This is a genomic window from Microbacterium sp. ZXT2-5, assembly GCF_055329545.1.
This window is the reverse complement of record NZ_JBUZWD010000001.1, coordinates 595365-614416: the sequence shown is the minus strand read 5'-3', so window position 1 is coordinate 614416 and position 19052 is coordinate 595365. Positions and strand designations below refer to the sequence as shown.

The 19052-nt window shown below is 65.4% G+C and carries 8 protein-coding genes; 3 read left to right on the top strand and 5 right to left on the bottom strand.

From position 1 onward, the window contains the following. The 5 genes from drmC to drmD are packed head-to-tail and all read right to left on the bottom strand — an operon-like array spanning position 1 to position 13657. Entirely contained in the window at positions 1–705 is a 705-nt protein-coding gene (gene drmC, locus ACZBH1_RS02680; RefSeq protein WP_463645415.1) for a DISARM system phospholipase D-like protein DrmC, read from the bottom strand. Further along, on the bottom strand, positions 705–2819 hold the full coding sequence (gene drmB, locus ACZBH1_RS02675; protein WP_463645414.1) for a DrmB family protein: 2115 nt from the start codon (positions 2817–2819) through the stop codon (positions 705–707). The genes drmC and drmB overlap by 1 nt, the downstream gene beginning before the upstream one ends. Continuing rightward, positions 2780–6472, bottom strand: coding sequence for a DISARM system helicase DrmA (drmA, locus tag ACZBH1_RS02670; protein WP_463645413.1), 3693 nt, complete (start codon positions 6470–6472; stop codon positions 2780–2782). Before drmA ends, drmB begins: the two co-directional genes overlap by 40 nt. Next, on the bottom strand, positions 6472–10476 hold the full coding sequence (locus tag ACZBH1_RS02665; RefSeq protein ID WP_463645412.1) for a type IIL restriction-modification enzyme MmeI: 4005 nt from the start codon (positions 10474–10476) through the stop codon (positions 6472–6474). Before ACZBH1_RS02665 ends, drmA begins: the two co-directional genes overlap by 1 nt. Further along, a complete protein-coding gene (gene drmD, locus ACZBH1_RS02660) occupies positions 10466–13657 on the bottom strand; it encodes a DISARM system SNF2-like helicase DrmD (RefSeq protein WP_463646648.1) in 3192 nt (1063 codons plus the stop codon). The genes ACZBH1_RS02665 and drmD overlap by 11 nt, the downstream gene beginning before the upstream one ends. 407 nt (positions 13658–14064) lie before the next feature. Between drmD and ACZBH1_RS02655 the strand changes: the two genes are divergently transcribed. The 3 genes from ACZBH1_RS02655 (at position 14065) to ACZBH1_RS02645 (ending at position 18617) form a co-directional block, all read left to right on the top strand. Next, the gene (locus tag ACZBH1_RS02655; RefSeq protein ID WP_463645411.1) at positions 14065–16296 is read left to right on the top strand and encodes a 3'-5' exonuclease; all 2232 of its coding nucleotides are present in this window, start codon (positions 14065–14067) and stop codon (positions 16294–16296) included. 236 nt (positions 16297–16532) lie between these two features. Further along, positions 16533–17372, top strand: coding sequence for a hypothetical protein (locus tag ACZBH1_RS02650; RefSeq protein ID WP_463645410.1), 840 nt, complete (start codon positions 16533–16535; stop codon positions 17370–17372). A gap of 60 nt (positions 17373–17432) precedes the next feature. After that, positions 17433–18617, top strand: coding sequence for a DNA cytosine methyltransferase (locus tag ACZBH1_RS02645; protein WP_463645409.1), 1185 nt, complete (start codon positions 17433–17435; stop codon positions 18615–18617). Positions 18618–19052 lie beyond the last annotated feature (435 nt).

Genomic DNA, 19052 nt, shown 5'->3' with positions numbered 1-19052 from the left:
TCAACCCAGGTCGGTGATCGCCCCGTGCTCCCAGAGCTTCGTGAAGCGCTGCCGCATGCGCGAAGCGAACTCGGCGTCGTGGATGATCACGCCAGCCTCCAGATTGCGCTCTGCACCTGCGGTCGACAGGTTCGCGCTGGTGACGAATGCGCTCCGCGAATCGATGATCACGACCTTCGAGTGCTGCGCTGAGTACCCACCGTCGGGGTGCACATATGTCCAGAACCGCGCTCCCGTGAGCTTCAGCCGCAGCATCTCGGCTGTCTGTCCGTCCTTGACCTTAGAGTCGACGAGCAGCGTCGTGCGAACTCCGCGAGCGATCGCGCGCCACAGGGCCTTCACGAACTCGGAATCGGGCGTTGCCGAGAATGTCGAGGCGAAGACATCCTCCGTGGCATCGTCGATGAGGTGCGCGACCGCGGACGTCGTGTGGTCTCCGTCCCCATCGAACGTCGGGCCGCTCCACACCGGGCGGAGGTCGGTCGCGTTCGCCTGCGCGGCCACCGCGAATCCGCGGAGCACCGCGGCAAGCACAGCGCCGCCGACCGTGTCGAACCCGCCCTTCAGCGGATCCGCTGCCGGTGAACCTGCGGGCAGCTTGTCGATGGCCTTCGTGAGCCGCCCGTCGATCTCAAGGCTCGATGCCACCTTCAGAGCGGCGTCGGGAGTCAGAAGTCGGCCGAGCTCGACGAACGGATCGACCATCAGCTCGCGCTCGCCGGGATGCCCGCCAGCACTGGCTTCACATCCCACGACCCTGCGTTGAGGTCGAGAACGAAGCGCCGGTCGAGGAAGCGGTTCGCGCGCTCGCACGATGTCTCCGATAGGAATGTGCAGAAGTGGCAGGCCGCTCCGTGCAGAAAGTCCTCCTGATTCCTCGGTACGCGATGCGCGCAGATCGGATCGGACGAGCAGCGCTCCGCGCGGTGCAGTGCCTCGTGCATGACCGATTCGAGTCGTTCGGTTCGGGCAAGGTCGACGAGCCCGCCCAGCGTCCCCTCGCTGTCGGGCGATGTCGTCGTGATGAGGATGCCCGCGGCAGGATCTCGTCCTTCCGACGCCCGCCACGCGTAGATGCGCTCCGACAGTGAGGCCGAGCCGTACCCGCTCGACATCGCCATCTCGCGAATGAGCATGTGCGACAGCGTATGGAGAGCCCAGTACCGCGGGGGAGGCATACGGTCATCCGCGCTCACGGCGACGGCGGTGCTGCTCTGGCGACGCTTGAGGTTGCGTTCGTGCGCGGCGACGTGAGCCGCCCACACATCGCTCGCGAGAGCACCTGCCTCCCAGGCGGCGACGACGGCCTCGTCGAAGCGGATGAAGACACCCTCGCCCCGGTCTTCTGTCGCGGGCACCCACCTCGGCTTGCCGGACAGCGCGATCGGCGCGATGCGCGTCGCGTCGTCGCCGATTCGGTCGAGCGCGTCGATGCGGGTGAACCCGACGAACGCGTTCGCCTTCCGGATGCGGTCGACCGCCACCACATCGCTGATCGCGGGGGCCAGCGTCGTCGCGACCGGAACGGGATGCACCTTGAACCCGTTGCGTCGGTCCTCAGCGAGGAACTCCTTCGGGTGCGTCAGCGTCCCCCACTCGGGCGCGAGCAAGTAGTTCGGGTCGTATCCCACCGGCCCGGTCACGTCGGAGGTCAACGGTGGAAGGTCGCCGCGCGCGATCTGTACAGCCTTCCAGAGATCCTCGTCGGAGATTCCCTGGAACCGATCGGTGATGCTCTCCGGGGCGAACTGCCGCCACGAGTTCACTGCCGCGAGCGACGTCAGCTTCGCCACCTGTGCGGGCGGCAGCCCCAGAACCTCGGTCACCGTATCGGCCGGCTGGGGCACCTTGCGCGACGGCAACACGAGCACGCTGATCGTCGCAGGGAACCACTGATTTGCAGCTCCGAGCAGCATCAGCCGCACTTCGCCCTGGCATGGCTTGTCCGCTGGCGCGTAGGAAGGCAGATGAGGATGACGCCCGCGACAGTTCGGAAGCGAGTCCTCCCCGCCTGCGCGCGTCAGCTCCACGATGTTCCGCGAGGTGCCGCAGACGACGCACTTGATCGACACCTGCGGGCCGAGATTGGAGCGCCACTCCAGCATCCGCATCTTCGGCTGTGCCACGCATTCGATGCGGTGCCCGTCTGCGCCGTGCACCCAATCGATGTAGGGGAACTCGTCGAGGTGACCGTTCGTGCACGCGATGAGGTACCGCGCCGGCACGGCGACGCGGTCACGTCCCTTTCCGCCGGCGTAACGTCCCTTGCATCCCTTATGCACGAAGCGAGCCATGTCTGGCCGGTGCTTGCGGGTGTTCTCGAACTCGAACGTGTTCCCGGTCGACACGGGCGCGAGCAAGTCGCATCCGGTGCAGCGAAGCCACTGCGGGAAGATCCGCGTCGGGATGCCGATGGGCGTGGAGTCTCCGCCGAGCTCGTCCGGCAGCCAAGGCGGCTGACGGAGCTCGCCGACCTGCTGACCGAGCTGACGGCGTACCGCTTCAATGAGGCGCGGGACGAGAACGAGCGTCGGCTCGCCGCCCATCCTCGTATAGGCCTTCTCCCACGCGTCGATGCCCTGCGGCATCACCGCGATCTGCGGAAGGTCCACGGTCGCACCAATGCCCGACGTGTAGAGCATCGCGCTCGGGCGGATGGATCCCACGCGTGCACGGTTCTTCGGTTGGCCGGCACCTGAGTACGGGTCGGCGACATCGCCGGCGACGCCGACCGTGGCCTCGTCCACCGACTCGGCGCCGGGAGCAGTCGTGCTTTCGGTCACTTCGCGTCCTTCTTCGTCTTCACGGTGAACGTCCACCCTGGCGTCGCGACGCTCGCCGGTTCGGCGAGCTTTCCCGGGAAGGGCGAGACGAGCAGGTCGATCTCAGGCTGCACTTCACGCATCGAGTTGGCTACCTGGAACAGGCGGTCGCCCTCCTCGCCAATGGTGTCTTCCGGACTGATCAGCATCGGCTCCACGATCTGCTTCGGAAGGCTCTTCTTCGAGTAGGTAAGCGAGCCTGACGTCTGAGTAGCGCGGTCGGTCCACTTGTCGAGGCGCAGCACGAGCTTGCTCTTCATGCTGGACGCGGCCTGCTGATCCGCCGCCTGCGCCACCCTCGCGACGAGCTTGTCGACCAGCGCGTCGACTGTGGCTCGGCGCGCGACGATCCGCCCGGCGCCCGCGTTCGCTTCCGCAGACAACGAAGTATCGCTGGGGACCATGGTGTCGATGACGCGAGCCGCTGAGACGATGAGGCCGGTGAGCCCGCGTTCGAGCGCGGCCTCGGAGAACGGCGTCACCGAGAGCGCTTCGACGTTCGCGTAGAATGTGTCATGGTAGTGCTCGAATTGTTCATAGTGGGCCATGTCGCGTGGCCGTGCGCGATTCGCGAGCGTCACGACCAGCCCTGGCTTCTCGCCATCACGTCCTACGCGCGAAGACGCCTGAATGTACTCTGCCGTGTTCTTCGGCTGACCCACGATCATCATGAGTCCGAGGCGCGGCACGTCGACGCCCACTTGGAGCATGGATGTCGCGAGCACAACGTCGTACGGCAGCTCCCTCGGGGCGAGTTCTTCGCCCGCCTTCAGCTTCGCCGCAATCACGGCGCGCCCGACGGTGGTGTCGGTCTCGGCATCGAACGGTGACGCCAGGTGGGTCAGCGTCTTGCCGATCTCGGATGACGAGATGCGGGAGGTCAGCTCGCCCAGCTTCAGCGGGGTCCGTCGTCGCGGGTACCCGTACACCTTGTCGGGGTTGCTGACTCGCGTTGTGACATCGTCTTCCAGATATCGGCGCATGCCGGCGAGCTCGCGGGTCGCGGAGAAGTAGTCCACGAGCGTCAGGTACGGCTCCGCCGCAGCGCCGTGCTCGTCGAACAGCTTCTGGCCGGCGAGGAGGAGGATCTCGCTGAGACGGATCTCGGCGAGTGTCAGCCGAGCTCCATGGAGGCACACACCGAGGTACCGACGACCGGGTGCCTCGGCGAGCGGGACCTCCTTGGAGAAGAAGGTGTCGGTGACGCTCAGGACCTGCGGAGGGAACACCTCCACGTCGCGTGCGTAAAGCCGCTGCACTTGTTCGGCGGCCTTCCGCACCGTCGCGGTGGAGGCGATGACGAGGGGCTTCACCGGCTTCGCGTCGTTGGCAGCGCCGCTCTCCCAGCTCGACAGGACATCGATCGCGCCTTCGAACAGCCCGACCGCAGTCCCGAGCGCGCCGGTGATGAGATGGAGCTCGTCCTGGATGATGAGGTCCGGGGGGCGCAGCCGGCCCACCGTCGTGACCTGCGTGGCCGGGTAGGTCCGTCCGTTCGCGGTCTTCGCGTTATGGTTGTCGGCGCCGCACACGCTTCCGTCGGTGTCGAGGTGCGTGTACCCGTGACGCGGACACTTCTTCGCGACATACCCGAACAAGCTGGCGGCCTCACCCTCCCGCGCCAGACGGGCGAACTTGTCGACGGTAGCGAGAAGGAACGTCGGCGGATGCCGGTAAATCTCATCGTCGACGGTGAGAACCGGCAGACCCACCTCCGCAGACCCGCCTGCGGCGAACGGGCACCGTGAACGACGGTCACCGCAATAGACCCGGATGCGCTTCGCAACGTCATCGGCTTCGACGTTCGCCTTCGGATTGATCGCCGTCCCGCACCAGGGGCAGTGATCGAATTGGAGAACGGTGAGCCCGTATGCGGAGTTGCCGTCCCGCTCCCGCACATCCTTCACCTGCTCGGCCGCTTCGGAGTAGCGCTTCGGGCTGACGCTCGAACCGACCCAGAGGCCGATCGTGAACGGGGCTAACCCCCACGTCGCCGGGTCCTCGCGGCGGACGACCTCTGCCGCGCACATCAGGGTTGTGGCGCGCAGGAACTGCTGTGACGTGAGCAGGCGCAGCGTGTATCGCATGAGCACGGCAACACCGTCCCCGCCGTCGAGGAGCCCTTCGGGTGTCTCGACTTTGCCCTGCAGTCGTCGGATGCCGAATGTGAAGGCGGCGAGGCCGAGATAGGCCTCCGTCTTTCCACCACCGGTGGGAAAGAAGAGGAGCTCGGCCCGGGCGAAGTCGGTGGACCGTCGGACATGCGTTGGATCGACGACCGCGGGAAGCTGCATCAGAATGAACGCGAGCTGGAACGCACGCCACGATGCCGCCTTCTCGCCGCGCGCATCGACGGTGGCGGCGGCGTCGGCGATCGACAAGTCCTTCTGCTCGATGCGCAGAGCCGCGACCTGCGAGCGCAGACGCTGGTCGCGCATCGTACGGTTCATGAACCAGAACGCACGCTGCGCCTTCTCGTTCGAGACCAGCAGGTCCAGTCCTGCCCGCAGGCGAGTCAGCGCGGCTGCACCGTCACCGAGCCCGATGCGGCCCTGCTCCTGCAGCCATGCCGGGAGTGTTTCGTTCTCAGACTTGCGCGTGTCGAGCCAGGCAGAGTACCCGTCGATGAGCGGGCTTAGTCCCGCCTCGAGCTCTTCGGGCGATGCCTCCATCAGCGCTCGCATGCTGAGTACCGCGTTCGCGACCGCCGGCGCCTGGGTCTGCGGAACCTCGGCCGTCGGCAACCAGGTTGTTTTGACAGCCGTCGCGCGACGATCGTCGGATTCTGAGAGATCCCATTCGACCGAGGCGGTGCGCCCGACGGCGAACTCAAGACGGTCGCGGTACAGCAGGTCAAGGCGCCGCACCTCAGGGTCACGGGAACCCCGGTCGGTGACCGTCGCGTCCCGAGCGGGGAGGAATACGGCCTCGCCATTCGGCGCCGTGACTTCGAGCTCTGCCTGGAACATCCAGAGTCTGGGAGGCAGTTCCCGCCCGGTGACGGCTGTGTTGAGGAGCGCCGCTTCCACGACTCGGCGTCCGTCGAAGTCGAAAACCTCCACAGCTATCTCGACGTCGCCCGTAAGCGCAGTTCGCTTCGACTCGCCCGCTTTGATCGCAGAGATGTCGACATCGGCTGGCTCGGTGAAGGGCGTCCGGTCGTAGTACGTCTGTGTCTTGCCCTGTTCGTCGGCCTCTCGGCGGGATTCGTACTTCCCCCATCTCGCGGTGAACCGAAGCGAGCCAGTGCCCGCCGGCACCTGGAATCGCAGGCCCATCGACGACGGCGCAATGATCTTCGACTCGGGGCCGCGGTCCTCATCTGGCTCGCTCGCGGATGCCTCGCCGATCGTCTCGTCCTCGTCGGCGGGAACGCCCTGGACTTCATGCGCGCCTGTGAGATCCGACACGGCGAGCGAGTCATCAGTGCGGACGTCGTCGAGCGTGGTCGCCGTGCTGTCGGGGGTCGGACCAGCGGGGGAACCGTCGAGAAGTGAGATCGGGGCAAGCGCGCCAGCGAGATAGCGGGCGCGCGGAGTGCCGACGATCGTCTCATCGGGCCCGTCCCACGGGCCGACCAGGTCACGGCTGATCAGATCGACTAGTTCCTCGCGCACTTGCTCCGAGGTGGTCGGGGCTTCCGTCGTCACTAGAACATCGCTCCTTCGGGCGCAATGGATTCTTCGAAGCTCCGGCCTCGCTTTGCCTTCTTCGCGGGCGCGGATTCCGCTTCGGACTTCGCGCGCCGGTGGTTCTCTTCAAGCAGTCGGTCGAGGATCTCGACCCGTGTGTCCGCACTGATCGTCCACCGGCATTCACCGCGGTGAGTATGGAATCCGCCTTCGAGCCGGATGTCGTCCCAACCGTATGCAGCAGTGACGGCCTCATCAATGCGGGAGTGCAAGTCCCGGATCATGTCGATTTCGGCATCGTCGGTATTGTGCGGCGAGTGGACCAAGTTGTACAAGCTGGTCAGTCCAATGCCACGGCGGGCAAGGACGTCCTGGCGAGCAGCCTCCAGCGAAGCGCCAAGCTCGCCAAGACGGCCACCGTCGGGGTCCGTCGGCATGGGAAAGGTCTCAAAGACATCGGTCGGCGTGTAGCGCGTTCTGGTCTCCAATGTTGATCCCCATTGAACCGTCCAGGCCCAGTGCAGACTGGAAGACAGGATCGCAAGAGTCGCGTAGCTGTCCGACGCAACCACACACAGTGTTTGGCTGAAAACCTGTCGGCTGTCGACGAGAGCGACGGGCATGCTCTTTGACGTCTGAGGGATCGCGATCACACGCTCGAAGTTTGCGATGGATGCGTATAGCCCTGGACGCGCATTCCAGTACTTCCACCATTCGTTGACCATGCGGGGGTACTTCCGGGCATCCTTCGTGATTCGTTCGGGGCGGACGGCCGCGAGTACATGGTCCCATGGCTCCTGGAATGCCTGAGCTTCGGCTTGCGTCATCTCCTTGAAGTCGATCGCGACGCGGCTCGCGGACAAGTCCGATCGTGAGAGTAGGTCTTCGCCATTCAGAAATGGGCGTAGCACTTCAGCGTTCTTCGGGTCCAGCGAGATCATTTCGTGGGCCTGCTCGGGGCGCAGCAAGAAGCCGCTGCCGAGGGTGATTGAACCCTGAAATGCGCGGTTGCGAGCCGCGTCCAGCTGGAGTGGTATACCACTCACTCGCCTCTGTGGTTCCAGAAGCGCAGTGATGCCGGAAACGATGAGTCCGTCGGCTACTGCTCTAGCCCCCACGGGGCGGCGAGTGGCCCAGAAGGCGGCGAAATGCAGCGCGGCGGACCGCGAGGGCCACGGCTGGGAACGGATGGCGCGATAGATCACAAAGTTCCGGAAAGCTAGACGATCTAGTCCGATCTCGCGAGTGTCGCCTTGAGCAATGGAGTTCGTGGCGATCAGACCAAGCGTGCCACTGGTGGAAAGAACGTCTCCAGCGCGAACGAGGAAGTATGCGACGAGGTCGCCATTCCCGGACGTGCGTGAAATGGTGTGTGCGAGCCACTCCCTAACGTTTGCACCAACTGTCGGCGTTATTTTCTTGCCGCCGAGGAACGGGGGGTTGCCCACGACAGCGTCGAATCCGCCATGAGAATGGACCACGTCGGGGGCTTCGAGAATCCAGTGGAGCGGCTTCCAGCGCGCCTCGCCCGTGTCTACGGCCGGAGTGAGGCCAGCAGTGATTATGGCGTCGAGTGCGCCGCGGTCCGGCGCAGCTCCGTCGGCGGGGTGGGCGGCTCGCAGCGCGTCGGCGAGGTCGTCGTAGCGGTCATCGAGTTTCTTGCCCGGCTTGCCCCCTTCGAAGAGTCCCGCGGCGATGATGCCGTCGGCGACGTCGCGGAGCTTCGCGGTGACCCGTGCGGACTGCGCGAGGAGCGCCTGCTTCGCCTTGGTCGATCGCATGCGGTCGGCGTCGTCGACCTGGCCGGAGGCAAGCTCGCGGCGGATGCGTGCGGCATCGTCGAGGTCCTTGTCGACATCGAACCAGAGCAGTTGCTCCCGACCCTGGCGGCGTTCGGGGTAGATGTGCTGGGCCTTCAGCTGCTCCTCCGTCGTGACGCCGAGGAGGGAGTTGCCGTGGAAGACGCGGTCGTCCACGAACGAGAACGGCTTGCCGGGGTCCATGGAGATCAGCCAGAGCGAGAGCTTGCACATCTCTACGGCCATTCCGTTGATGTCGGCACCGTAGAGACAGCGCGCCACGATCTCGCGCACTGCCCACCGCTTCAGGTCGGACTCGCGAGTCACGTCGAGCCCGTCGTTCGCGCGTGCTTCGATGAGCCGGTCGGCGAGGTAGCGGGCGGCGGCGACGAGGAACGCGCCGGAGCCGGCGGCGATGTCGGCGATCTTCAGGTCGAGGATCTCCGCCGACGACTTGAGCTTCCACTCGTTCCGGTTCTCGGTGTCGAGCGGGCCAGGGGAGTAGACGAGCGGTTCGAGAGCGTGCAGCACCACCTCTTCAGCGAGGGAACGCGGGGTGTAGTGAGTGCCGGTGTTCGCGCGTTGTGGCGACTCCGTCATCACCAGTCCGTCCGCGGGCACCACATAGGGGAACCCACGGAGGTCGTCGCGGATCAGTCCGTGGAACGGTTGCAGGCGTGCAGCGAGCTCGTCGTCGCCGAGGAGCGCGTGGCGCAGACGGGTTCGGGCGTCCGCCGCGGCGTCCGAGTCATACGCGCCGTAAGACTTGGCGATCTGGTTCGCGGTACGGGGTTTGGCCTGCTCCTGCGTCTTCTTCAGATGATCGACGAGACGCTTCGCAAAGTCGGCAGGCGACGACGCGGCACCCGCGATCTCTTCCAGCTCCGCGAGCGCGATCTCTGGCTCGAACCCGCCCTTGCCGTGAAGGCCGACCGTCACATCGGATACGTATGCGGCGGAGTAGCCGAGCAGGCCCTCGTAGACGTAGCCGATCTGCTCGACGTCGAGGTCGCGGAACGAAAGCTGCATCGCGCCGTCTTCGATCGTTTGCACAGCACGCAGAACCGCGAGCATCGCCCGATCTGTGAGCCGTACCCGCAGGCGACCCTGCTGATCGGTCGTTTGCAGCCACGGGAAGCGAGCCGGATCGAATAGTGAACCGCCGTACGCCGGCATTCGCATGTCTTGGAACGACGCCCCACCGAAGACGGCGTTGCTCGCGGCGAGGAGCCGGTGCCAGGTCTCCCACGAGTGGTCGAGTGCCTCGACTGACGTCGCGGTCGCGTCGCCCTGCAGTTGCCCGCGGATCCGCGCGATCGCATACGACGACCGGTACAGGTCGTGCTCCGGCAACAGCCCGCGTTCCTCCGCGAAGAGGAGGAACACGATCCGCATCAGCACGGTGACCGCGCCCTCGTAGACGGCTTTGGGGTCCTCCGGCAGCGGAGACGGCTCGCCCTGCGCGAGAGCACGCAGGTGAGTGTCGGACATCGACTGGAGCACGAGCTCGACGGCTCGGCGCACCTGATCACCGAGCGCCTCGGTGATCTCCTCCGCGCTGGCGACGCTCTTCGCGAAAACCAGCGGGAGACGCCTCTCCGGGGCCCCGCCCGCGACGGACGTGAAGCTCGCCAGAGCGAGGAACGCGTCGCGGCTGGGGCGTTCCTCCCGCCAGAGCATGGCGTCCCACACGCCACTGGCCGTCGTGACGTCCTTCGCGGCCGATACGAGCGCCCACCATCGGCCGTCGGTGACGATGCCGATCGACACTCCGGTCTCCCGGAGGAGCACCGCCATCCGATCGATCTCGTTTGCCGACCAGCCGTCGGCACCCGTCGAGCGCAGATCGTCGGTGCGGTCCACGACGGTCACGAGTGCCTCGGGCTTGCCCTCTCCTGAGAGCGCAGCCCACGCCGTCACGTTCACTGCGCCGTTCGGTGACGCTGCCGTGAAGCCGTCGGGGGAAAGTTGCAGGTCGTCGGACCAGTCGAGCAGGCGCCGCAGCACGACTTCCACCCAGCGGTCGCGCGCGGCTTCGTACACCTCGTCGGACGAGGACCAAGCGGCCGCCCAGCGGACGAACTCATCCACGAACACCGAGCTCGTGTCATCGGCGTTCGGGCGGGGAAGCCCCGACGGGTAGAACGACTTGAGCGCAGCCTTCGAGAGGAACGGGCCGTCGTGGTCGATCAGCGACAACCACTCCCACACATCAACGGGCACCAGCGGACTCCAGCTTCTCGGCGTCTTCGGGGGTTAGCGCGAACACCAGCGCCGCGACGAAGGTGTGCGGCTGCACATCGCGGTACCGGCGCTCCACGGCTTCGCGCTCAGCGTGGAGCTCATCGTCGAGGTGCGAGAGGCGGGTGCGAACGCGGGCCAGGTCCGTGTCGCGTTGCTTCTTCTCTTCGGGCAGCTGGAAGAGGGCCTCCTCGCCAGCGCGGCGGGCCTCCTCGGCCGCGGCTAGCGTGCTCTGCAGCGTCGAGCGGAAGTTGTCGAAGATCGCGTCGACGTTCTTGAGATCAGCATTGCGCCGCTCTTCGAGTTCCGCCTCGACGCCACTCTTCAGCCGGTCGGCGCGGTTTTCGATGGCAGTGCTCACTCGACTCCGAATCCCGTCCGACGCTTCGTGTTCCTGGTTCCAGTCGGTAGCGAGTGCTGCGAGAACGCGTTCGCTCGGTTGCCGCAGACGCGCGCCATCGAGGGCGGATGCCAGCAGATCTTCGGCTTTCTCCATCCCGAGCTCCTGGCGACGCGAGAGGCGGGTGCCGGCGAGGAAAACCTCCTCATGGAGGCGCGTACCGCCTTCGCCGACCAGTACAAGCCGAGCAACCCCGGCGGCGAAGGACGCGTCGAGACCGTCGACGATGACCGCGCTGATACCTCGGACCTGATCCGTCCGCGTCCAAACCTGACCGCGCAGCTCGCGCGCCGCGCGCTGGATGAGCGGGTGCCCGAGGTGGGCGTACACCACGTCGGTCTGGTGGCGGGCACGTTGCTCGTCGAACGTAATCGGTCGCAGCACACCAGGTGCGAGGCGCGTGTCGAGCCCGGCGAGCGCGGGCACCCATGTGCGCGAGAGCCCAGGCGGTACCTGGAAAAGGCGCGCCTCTTCGCGCGGGTCATCGACTTCAGTGAGCTGTGGTTGGCCTGAGATGCGCAGTCCTTGTTCGAAGACGCGCAAGAGGTTCCCCTCGTGGAGATGCATCCGGTCGCGTGAGGCCCCGAGACGCTCTGCGAGGCGTGTGAGGTTCTGACCGAGGGCGTGCTCGGCCTGAAGCACGCGGTTGATCACCTGCTCGCCGGCATCCTTCTGGGGTTTTCGCGCCGGCCCCTCGCCGAACCCGAGCTCGCGCTGGAGGTCGGGCGCGATCACCTCGTTGGACGAGACACCGTCGTGCTCGGAGTTGGCGATCTTGCTTGCCAGCCTCGCGAGCAGATCGTTGTCCTTCGCGTAGTTGGTCGTATTCTGCTTCGCCGCACGCGGATGCCAGACGAGGGGTGGCTCGTTCTGTCCGTAGCGATCGATGCGGCCGATACGTTGCTCGAGCCGGTTCGGGTTGAACGGGATGTCGAAGCTCACGAGGCGGTGGCAGTGCGTTTGCAGGTCGATGCCCTCGCCCGCAGCATCCGTCGCCAACAGGATCCGCACCGGTTCGTCACTCGGAGGTGCCGTGAATCGCGCGCGGATCTCCTCCCGAGTCTCGGCGTCCGTCGCTCCGTCGATGATCGCGAGCCGTTCCCCGCCGAGCCCTCGTGATTCGAGCACATCGCGCAACCAGTCGAGGGTGCTGACGTACTCGGTGAACACGACGATGCGTTCGTCGCCCCAATCGTGTGCGGGGTCGAGTAGCTCGCCCTCGATGAGTCGAAGGAGGGCCTCAAGCTTCGAATCGGGGCGACCGTCGTACCCTTGGCCCCATGTGATGAGGTCTTCGAGGTCTGCGATGTCGTCGGACGTCAATGCGACCTGAGCGCGCTTCGCCGTACGCAGCGCCCCCAGCTCGGGCTGCTCCGCCCGACCCTCCTCTTCATCGGAGGCCTCGTCGCCGAGAATGTCGTCGTAGTCGGGCAGCTGGACGTCCTCGTCGCCGCGCGCGTCCAGATAGGCCTGGGCGGTCGACGCGAACGCGACTGGCGACGAGAAGAAGCGCTTCTTCAAGATGATGGTCGCGAGGTCCGACGCGCGCTTGCCTCGTTCCTGCTTAACGGCGGTGTTCCTGCGCCTCGTGAACGCGATGAGCTTGTCGTACGCGTCCGATTCGTCAGGCGTCGGGTCGAACCACAATGCCTTCACCGATCTGGGAAGGAACCCTTCGTCGGGCAGGTCTCGCTTAAGGCGACGCACGGCGACCTGCTGCAGCGCCTTCTCATCGAGGTCGGCGCCGCGCGCGAACCGCTGCGGGTCCACCATCTCGAGGAGTGCAGTGAACGACTCTGTGTATCCGTTGTGCGGTGTCGCGCTGAGGAAAAGGCGGTGCTCGCAGAGCTCCGCGAGGCGTCGCACCGCCGTCGTCCGCTGGCTGTCGATCGCGTACCGCGGCCTGTCCGACGAGGAACGGGTCGGGGCCGAAGGGGCGACGTGGTGCGCCTCGTCGACGACGAGGATGTCGAACGCTCGGCGTTCGGCGGTGCGAGCATCCTTCACGCTCGCGTAGACCTCTTCGAGCATGCGCTCGGCGCGCGGCGAGGGTAGCCATGACATCGAGACGATCACGCGGGGGTAGATCCGGAACGGATTGGCGTGCACGCCGAAGGTGCGGCGGAACGTCTTCATCGTCTCGGAGTTGACGATCTCGAAGTGGAGGCCGAACTTGTCGCGCAGCTCCTCCTGCCACTTGATCACCAGGCCAGCAGGGCAGACGACGATGACCGAGCGTGCGCGGTGCCGGAGGAGAAGTTCCTGGACCACCAGGCCCGCCTCGATCGTCTTTCCCAGGCCGACGTCGTCGGCGAGCAGCATGTTGGCACGTGGCGAATCGATGGCGCGACGGAGCGGCTCGAGCTGGTAGGCCTCGACGGAAGCGCTGCTGCGGAACGGTGCCTGCAGCGTTCTCGGGTCGGCGCTCGTGAGCGCTCCCCAACGGAGCGCGTCGACGTAGGCGGCGAACGTCGTCGGGTCGTCGAACTGGTCGGACTGGATCGTGGTCGGCAGACCCTGCTCACGTACGACGCTTCGGCCGGGCTCGAGCTCCCAGATGACCGTGAGTTCCCGGCCGTAGTGGTCTTCTTCGATCGACTGCATCGTCACCGCATGCTGGAGCTCGGCTCGCCCGTCGTCTGCACTGCTGCGCGGGAGCGACTGCGCGGTCACGTCGGTGACAGACCATCGCGCTCCACGGACATTCACCAGGCTGCCGATCTCCGGTACCTCGGCATTACCTGTCGTTGTGTCGTCGACCACGCTCAAGCTCATCCTCAAGTCCCCGTTCGCATATCCCCAGAGCAAAGCCTTCCAGTATGTCGACTACTTCCGACACGTCAAGCTGGAATCGCCACCTGTTCGCTCCTGTCCTCTGTCGAAGCACTCGCGTGCGACAGATGCGCACCGATGAGCGATACGGCGAGAGCCGGAGGAATCGCGTTTCCGATCTGGATGCGAGCTGCCTCGTGCGCAGTGAGCGCCCGGATGCGATCGGAACCATACGTAGCGAGCCGTCCGAGCACTCGTGCGAGCGCGAAGCGGGTCGGCAGGCATGACGGAAGGCATCTCATGAATCACTCTAGTAACGCGGCCGACACGGCACGCGAGTGTCGTGCGCCGCCGATACGATGACGATTCCGGCACCGCAGAGAAAGCCCGATCGTCACATGCCCAACGTCGTCTGGACGAATCTCAAAGGCCCCGACCACGACCGGCGCGTCCGCGCGAAGATCTACTCTTTTCTCGACAAGCTGCGCGCCGACGACACCTCGCCCGGACTTCACATCGAGAAGATGCAGGGCGCCGCCGACCCGCGGGCTCGCACCGGCCGGGTCGATCACGGTCTTCGCGCGGTCCTCTACCGGCTGGATTCTGCGGGGGACCGCACTTACGTGTATATCGGCACGTTCGAGCACGACAAGGGGAGCGAGTACGCAAAAACCAGGGTTCTCGACTACAACCCGGTCAACGGCATCGCCGAACTGATCACAGCAACGGTGCCGGACGTCGCGCCTCATTCCGTTCAGTCGGCCACCGATCCCGTCGCGCCAAGCGAGGACGCGCCGGCCGCTTTTCTGGAAACGCAGGGATATCTGCGCTCGGGCCTCATCGACGAACTTGGATTCGACGAGATCGCCGCTGACCTGCTCCTCAGCGCCGCGGATGCCGATTCCGTGCTCGCGATCGGCGAGTCGTTCGAGAATGCATGGCAGCGGTCTGCAGCCCTCGGGCTCGCTGTCGGCGACTCCATCGAGAAGATCCGCGAGGACCTTGCGATCACGGCGCTGCCGCACGAACCGGCCGACGAAACCTCTGACGATCGCATCCTGCGCGCACTTCAGCATCCCTCCTCCAAGATGCAGTTCACGTTCCTCGAAGATGACGACGCGTTGCGAGCGATCATCGAGGGCGGTGACTTCGATGCGTGGCGCGTATTCCTTCACCCCGAACAGCAGAAGTACGCCACCGGTGACTGGGGCGGACCGTTCAGACTGAGCGGTGGGGCAGGGACAGGAAAGACTGTGGTACTTCTGCACCGCGCGAAGCACCTGGCCGGACTTGAGCCATCCTCCTCGATCGTGCTCACCACTTATACCCGCGCGCTGGCGGAGAACATGAAGCGCGATCTCGACCGCCTCGATCCCGCGATCCCCAAGTCCGACCGCCTCGGTGAGCCGGGGGTTCACGTGCGAGGGCTCGATCAGGTGGTGACCGCCGTCCGTGCCCGTGCCGGACGGACCTATGGCGCAGCCGCGGTCGCCGTGCTTGGAGAGGCGCGCGATCGCATCGTGGACACGATCGGGAATGGTGAAGGCTGGGCTGCGGCCATCGTGGCGACCCGTCCTGACCTTCCGTCCGAAGTAGCGACCCCAGCGTTTCTCGAAGCGGAGTACGTGCAAGTCGTGCTGCCCGCGCGCATCACGCTGCGAGACGAGTATCTCCAGGTGCGGCGACTCGGCAGGCGGACGGCACTCGACGCTGCGAAGCGCGCCGAGGTGTGGCGGGTCATCGAGGCATATCGTGAGCGCTCGCGAATCGCGGGAACGATCACGTGGGCCGAACAGGCAGCGATCGCGGCCGCTTGGCTCGACACTTACGGTCCGCAGGCGCGCGTGCTGGTGGATCACGTCCTCGTTGATGAGGGGCAGGACCTCACCCCGGCGCACTGGCAGTTCGTGCGTGCGCTCGCGCGCGTCGCTCGAAACGACCTCTTCGTGGCAGAGGATACGCACCAGCGAATATATGGGCCGTCCGTCGTGCTCGCACGGTATGGCATTCGAGTCGTCGGACGCTCTCGAAGGATGACGCTCAACTACCGCACCACCGCGGAGAACCTGCGGTATGCCGTGAGCGTGCTCGACGGCGGGGAGTTTGTCGACAGCGAGAGCCTCGAGGAGAGCTCGACGGGCTACCGGTCAGCGCGAAGAGGGCCAAAACCGGAAACCTTCGAGGCGCAGACGAGCGCTGAGCAGATCAGGTTCGTCGCACGACGGATCGACTCCTGGGTCGAGGCGGGAGTCGCCCCGGGGACCATCGCAGTCCTCACCCGTACCAATGAACTCGCAACAACGGTGCGCGATGGGCTCGCTGCCCACGGCGTCCCGGTCAACCTCATCAAGTCCGCTCAGCGCGGGGGAGACCGCCCGGTCGCCTTGACCATGCATACCTCGAAAGGGATGGAGTTCAGCAGGGTCATCCTGTTCGACATCTCCGAGGGTGCGGTACCTCTCGACCTGCCCGGAGTGCTTGGAGAGGAGGAGGAGCACGATGCGCTGCTCCGCGAGAGGTCCCTGCTGTACGTCGCCGCGTCGCGAGCGCGTGATGTTTTGGTCGTGACCTGGTGCGGACGACGCTCCCAGCTCCTGGGTGTGGTTGCATCTCCAGATCACACCGGGTGAGCTAATCGGTCGCCATGTGGCGGATGTCTGCCAACGACCACCTGGCGCGGGGCGATCGAGCTCGCGCGTGGGTGCCGATGGCAACCAGCCGATCAAACGCTCGACTGGGGTGGAGGCTTCATCCTTGGGAATACGTCCCCGTGGCCGTTGGCGCAGTACACGATCTGACCCGCACGTCGCCGCGCGACGGTGCGGCGTGAGGCCCGGCGACCGCCGAGCCTGGTAGACACTCACGTGTGACCCGCGCCGCCCCGGAGAAGAAGTACGACTCGGCCTCGTTCCCGCTCGCAATCGCACTGGACGCTGCCGAGCCAAAGCCGGATCCGAGGGGTGAGAGGGGTGACAAGAAGAACTACGCCCAGCGACTTTCGAACGCGCTCGCGCAGGTTATCGCAGACGCATTGCGGCCCTCCCATCCGGCGATTACTCCGACGGCTGACGGTCGAGATCAGGAGGCGCGGGTCAGAGTGGCCGGCTCGGGCACCAAGCGTTTGGACGTCAAGGTAACGGATCCGACGCTGGGACTTCTCTTGTCGGTGACGATCAAGACTCTTAGCTTCAGGGACTACGACAGCAAGAAGGACAAGCTGGAGCGCTTCACAAAGAACGTGGTGCGCAACGACCACGAGGTTCGTGGCGAAGCATCCGTGCTGCATCAACGACAGCCCTACTCCGTTGTAATCGGCGTTCTCTTCACCCCTGTCGACGCTTCGCAAGACGGGACGAGCGAGCAGCGAGGGTCAAGCCTGGCGCACATGGTCTCGACGTTCCGGAAGCGTGCTGGTCGAGGCCGTCGTCCTGTGATGGGGCTTGGATCTAGTGCATATATGCAAATCGGCGGGGAGGACACGCGCCTCGACCTTTGCGAGCGATTCTTCATCGGCGTGTACGACTGGGAGGGATCCGAGCGGGGCAGTGTCCGCTTCGTCGATGTAGAGAAGCCGTTCCCGTCATTGGGGATGCCGGACACAGGCTTGCTCAGCTTCGAGGAGTTCATCAAGGTGGTGTCCGACGAGGTCAACGAACGGAACTCGACCGCGCCGTCGGTGTTTGTCGCGGACATCGTCGACGAATAGAAGCTCTGTCGTTGGTTCCATCTAGTCTTGTCCGTGCGGGCGACGAGCAAGGAGATTCAGGTGCCGAGATTCACTGTGGCGGGACTCTTCGCAGGAATCGGCGGCCTCGAGCTCGGCCTCCAGAGAGCTCTTGGACATGATGTCGAGACCGCCATGCTCTGCGAGTGGTGGGATCCCGCGAAATCGGTTCTCGCGGCACGTTTCCCCGACGTCGAAATTCGCCCAGACGTCCGCGAACTCGGTGAGCTCCCTCGCGACGTCAACCTCGTGACGGCTGGCTTCCCCTGTACTGACTTGTCACAGGCGGGACGTACTGCCGGAATCACGGGCGTTGCCTCAGGTCTTGTTGTGCACGTTTTCGAGGCGCTCGCGGCGGTAAAGCAGCAAGGCCGCCTGCCGACCGTGGTCATCGAGAACGTCCCGAACATGCTCGTCCTGGATCGCGGACACGCGATGAAGTTCCTAATCGATGAGCTTGAGAAGCTCGGGTACCGCTGGGCGTACCGAGTGGTGGATTCGCGCTTCGTCGGCGTCCCTCAGAGGCGACGCCGTGTAATTCTCGTGGCATCGGTGGACCTGGATCCTCGTTACGTGCTGTTCGCGGACGACGCCGGAGCGCGCCCCGATGCGGACTACGCCGATGAGGCGTTCGGCTTCTACTGGACCGAGGGCAGCACCGGGCTCGGGTGGGCGCAAGATGCGGTGCCTACGCTGAAGGCAGGCTCCACGATTGGCATCCCATCACCTCCCGCGGTCTGGATTCCAAACGGTGAAGTTGGGCGCAAGGTGCTCATGCCGACCATCGAAGACGCAGAGGCGATGCAGGGGTTTGATCGCGGGTGGACGGATGTTCCGGATCTGCCTGGTCGACGGAACGGCCCCCGTTGGAAGATGGTTGGTAACGCCGTCACGGTTGGAGTAGCACAGTGGGTCGCGGGAAGGCTGGCGGAGCCAGGGTTTGTCGAACGACGCTACGTCGAATGGGAAGCGAAGCCAGGCGCTTGGCCGACGGTGGCGTGGGGCGAACGAGGCACCGTGTGGTCGGTCCCCGAACTCTCTGAGTTCCCACACCACGCTCCCTATCGGCACTTGATCGACTCGATTGACCTTGACGGTGCGGTGCCGGTGTCGTTGCGAGCGGCGAGTGGATTCTGGTCCCGATTGTCCAAGAGCAACCTGGGTCGTCATCCCGGATTCCGGGACGACATCGCCGAGCACGTCGAGGCGATGGCTTCCGTGCTGTAGACGTCTGAACTCGCTAACATCCACCCGGTGCAGTGACATCTCCGATGAGGGTGAGATTTCCGGCGGGGTGTTGAAGTCGTAGAGTCTGGCGAGCCATCGTGCGCGGTCAACATCAGTACCGATGAAGGCACTCAGCCTCGTAGGCGTCGCGGTACTCGACGTTCATCTCGAACAAGCGCGTCAAGGGCTCGACAGGCGGCGGCGGAGCTCGCGGATGCGGACGGCGGCGAGGATGTCCCGACGTAGACGTTGGGGCTCGGCCACGCACCGTAGGTGTTCATAAGCTAAACCGGCGCCGCCATCACTGTCAGAGCACCGACCCTCGGAGGGGATCCGCGCCGCACCCGCCGCTGACTCACACCCCTACACAGACACAAGTCGAAGACGTACCAATGCCAAATGCACGCAGGCACTTTCTGTGGAACGTCTGGCGAG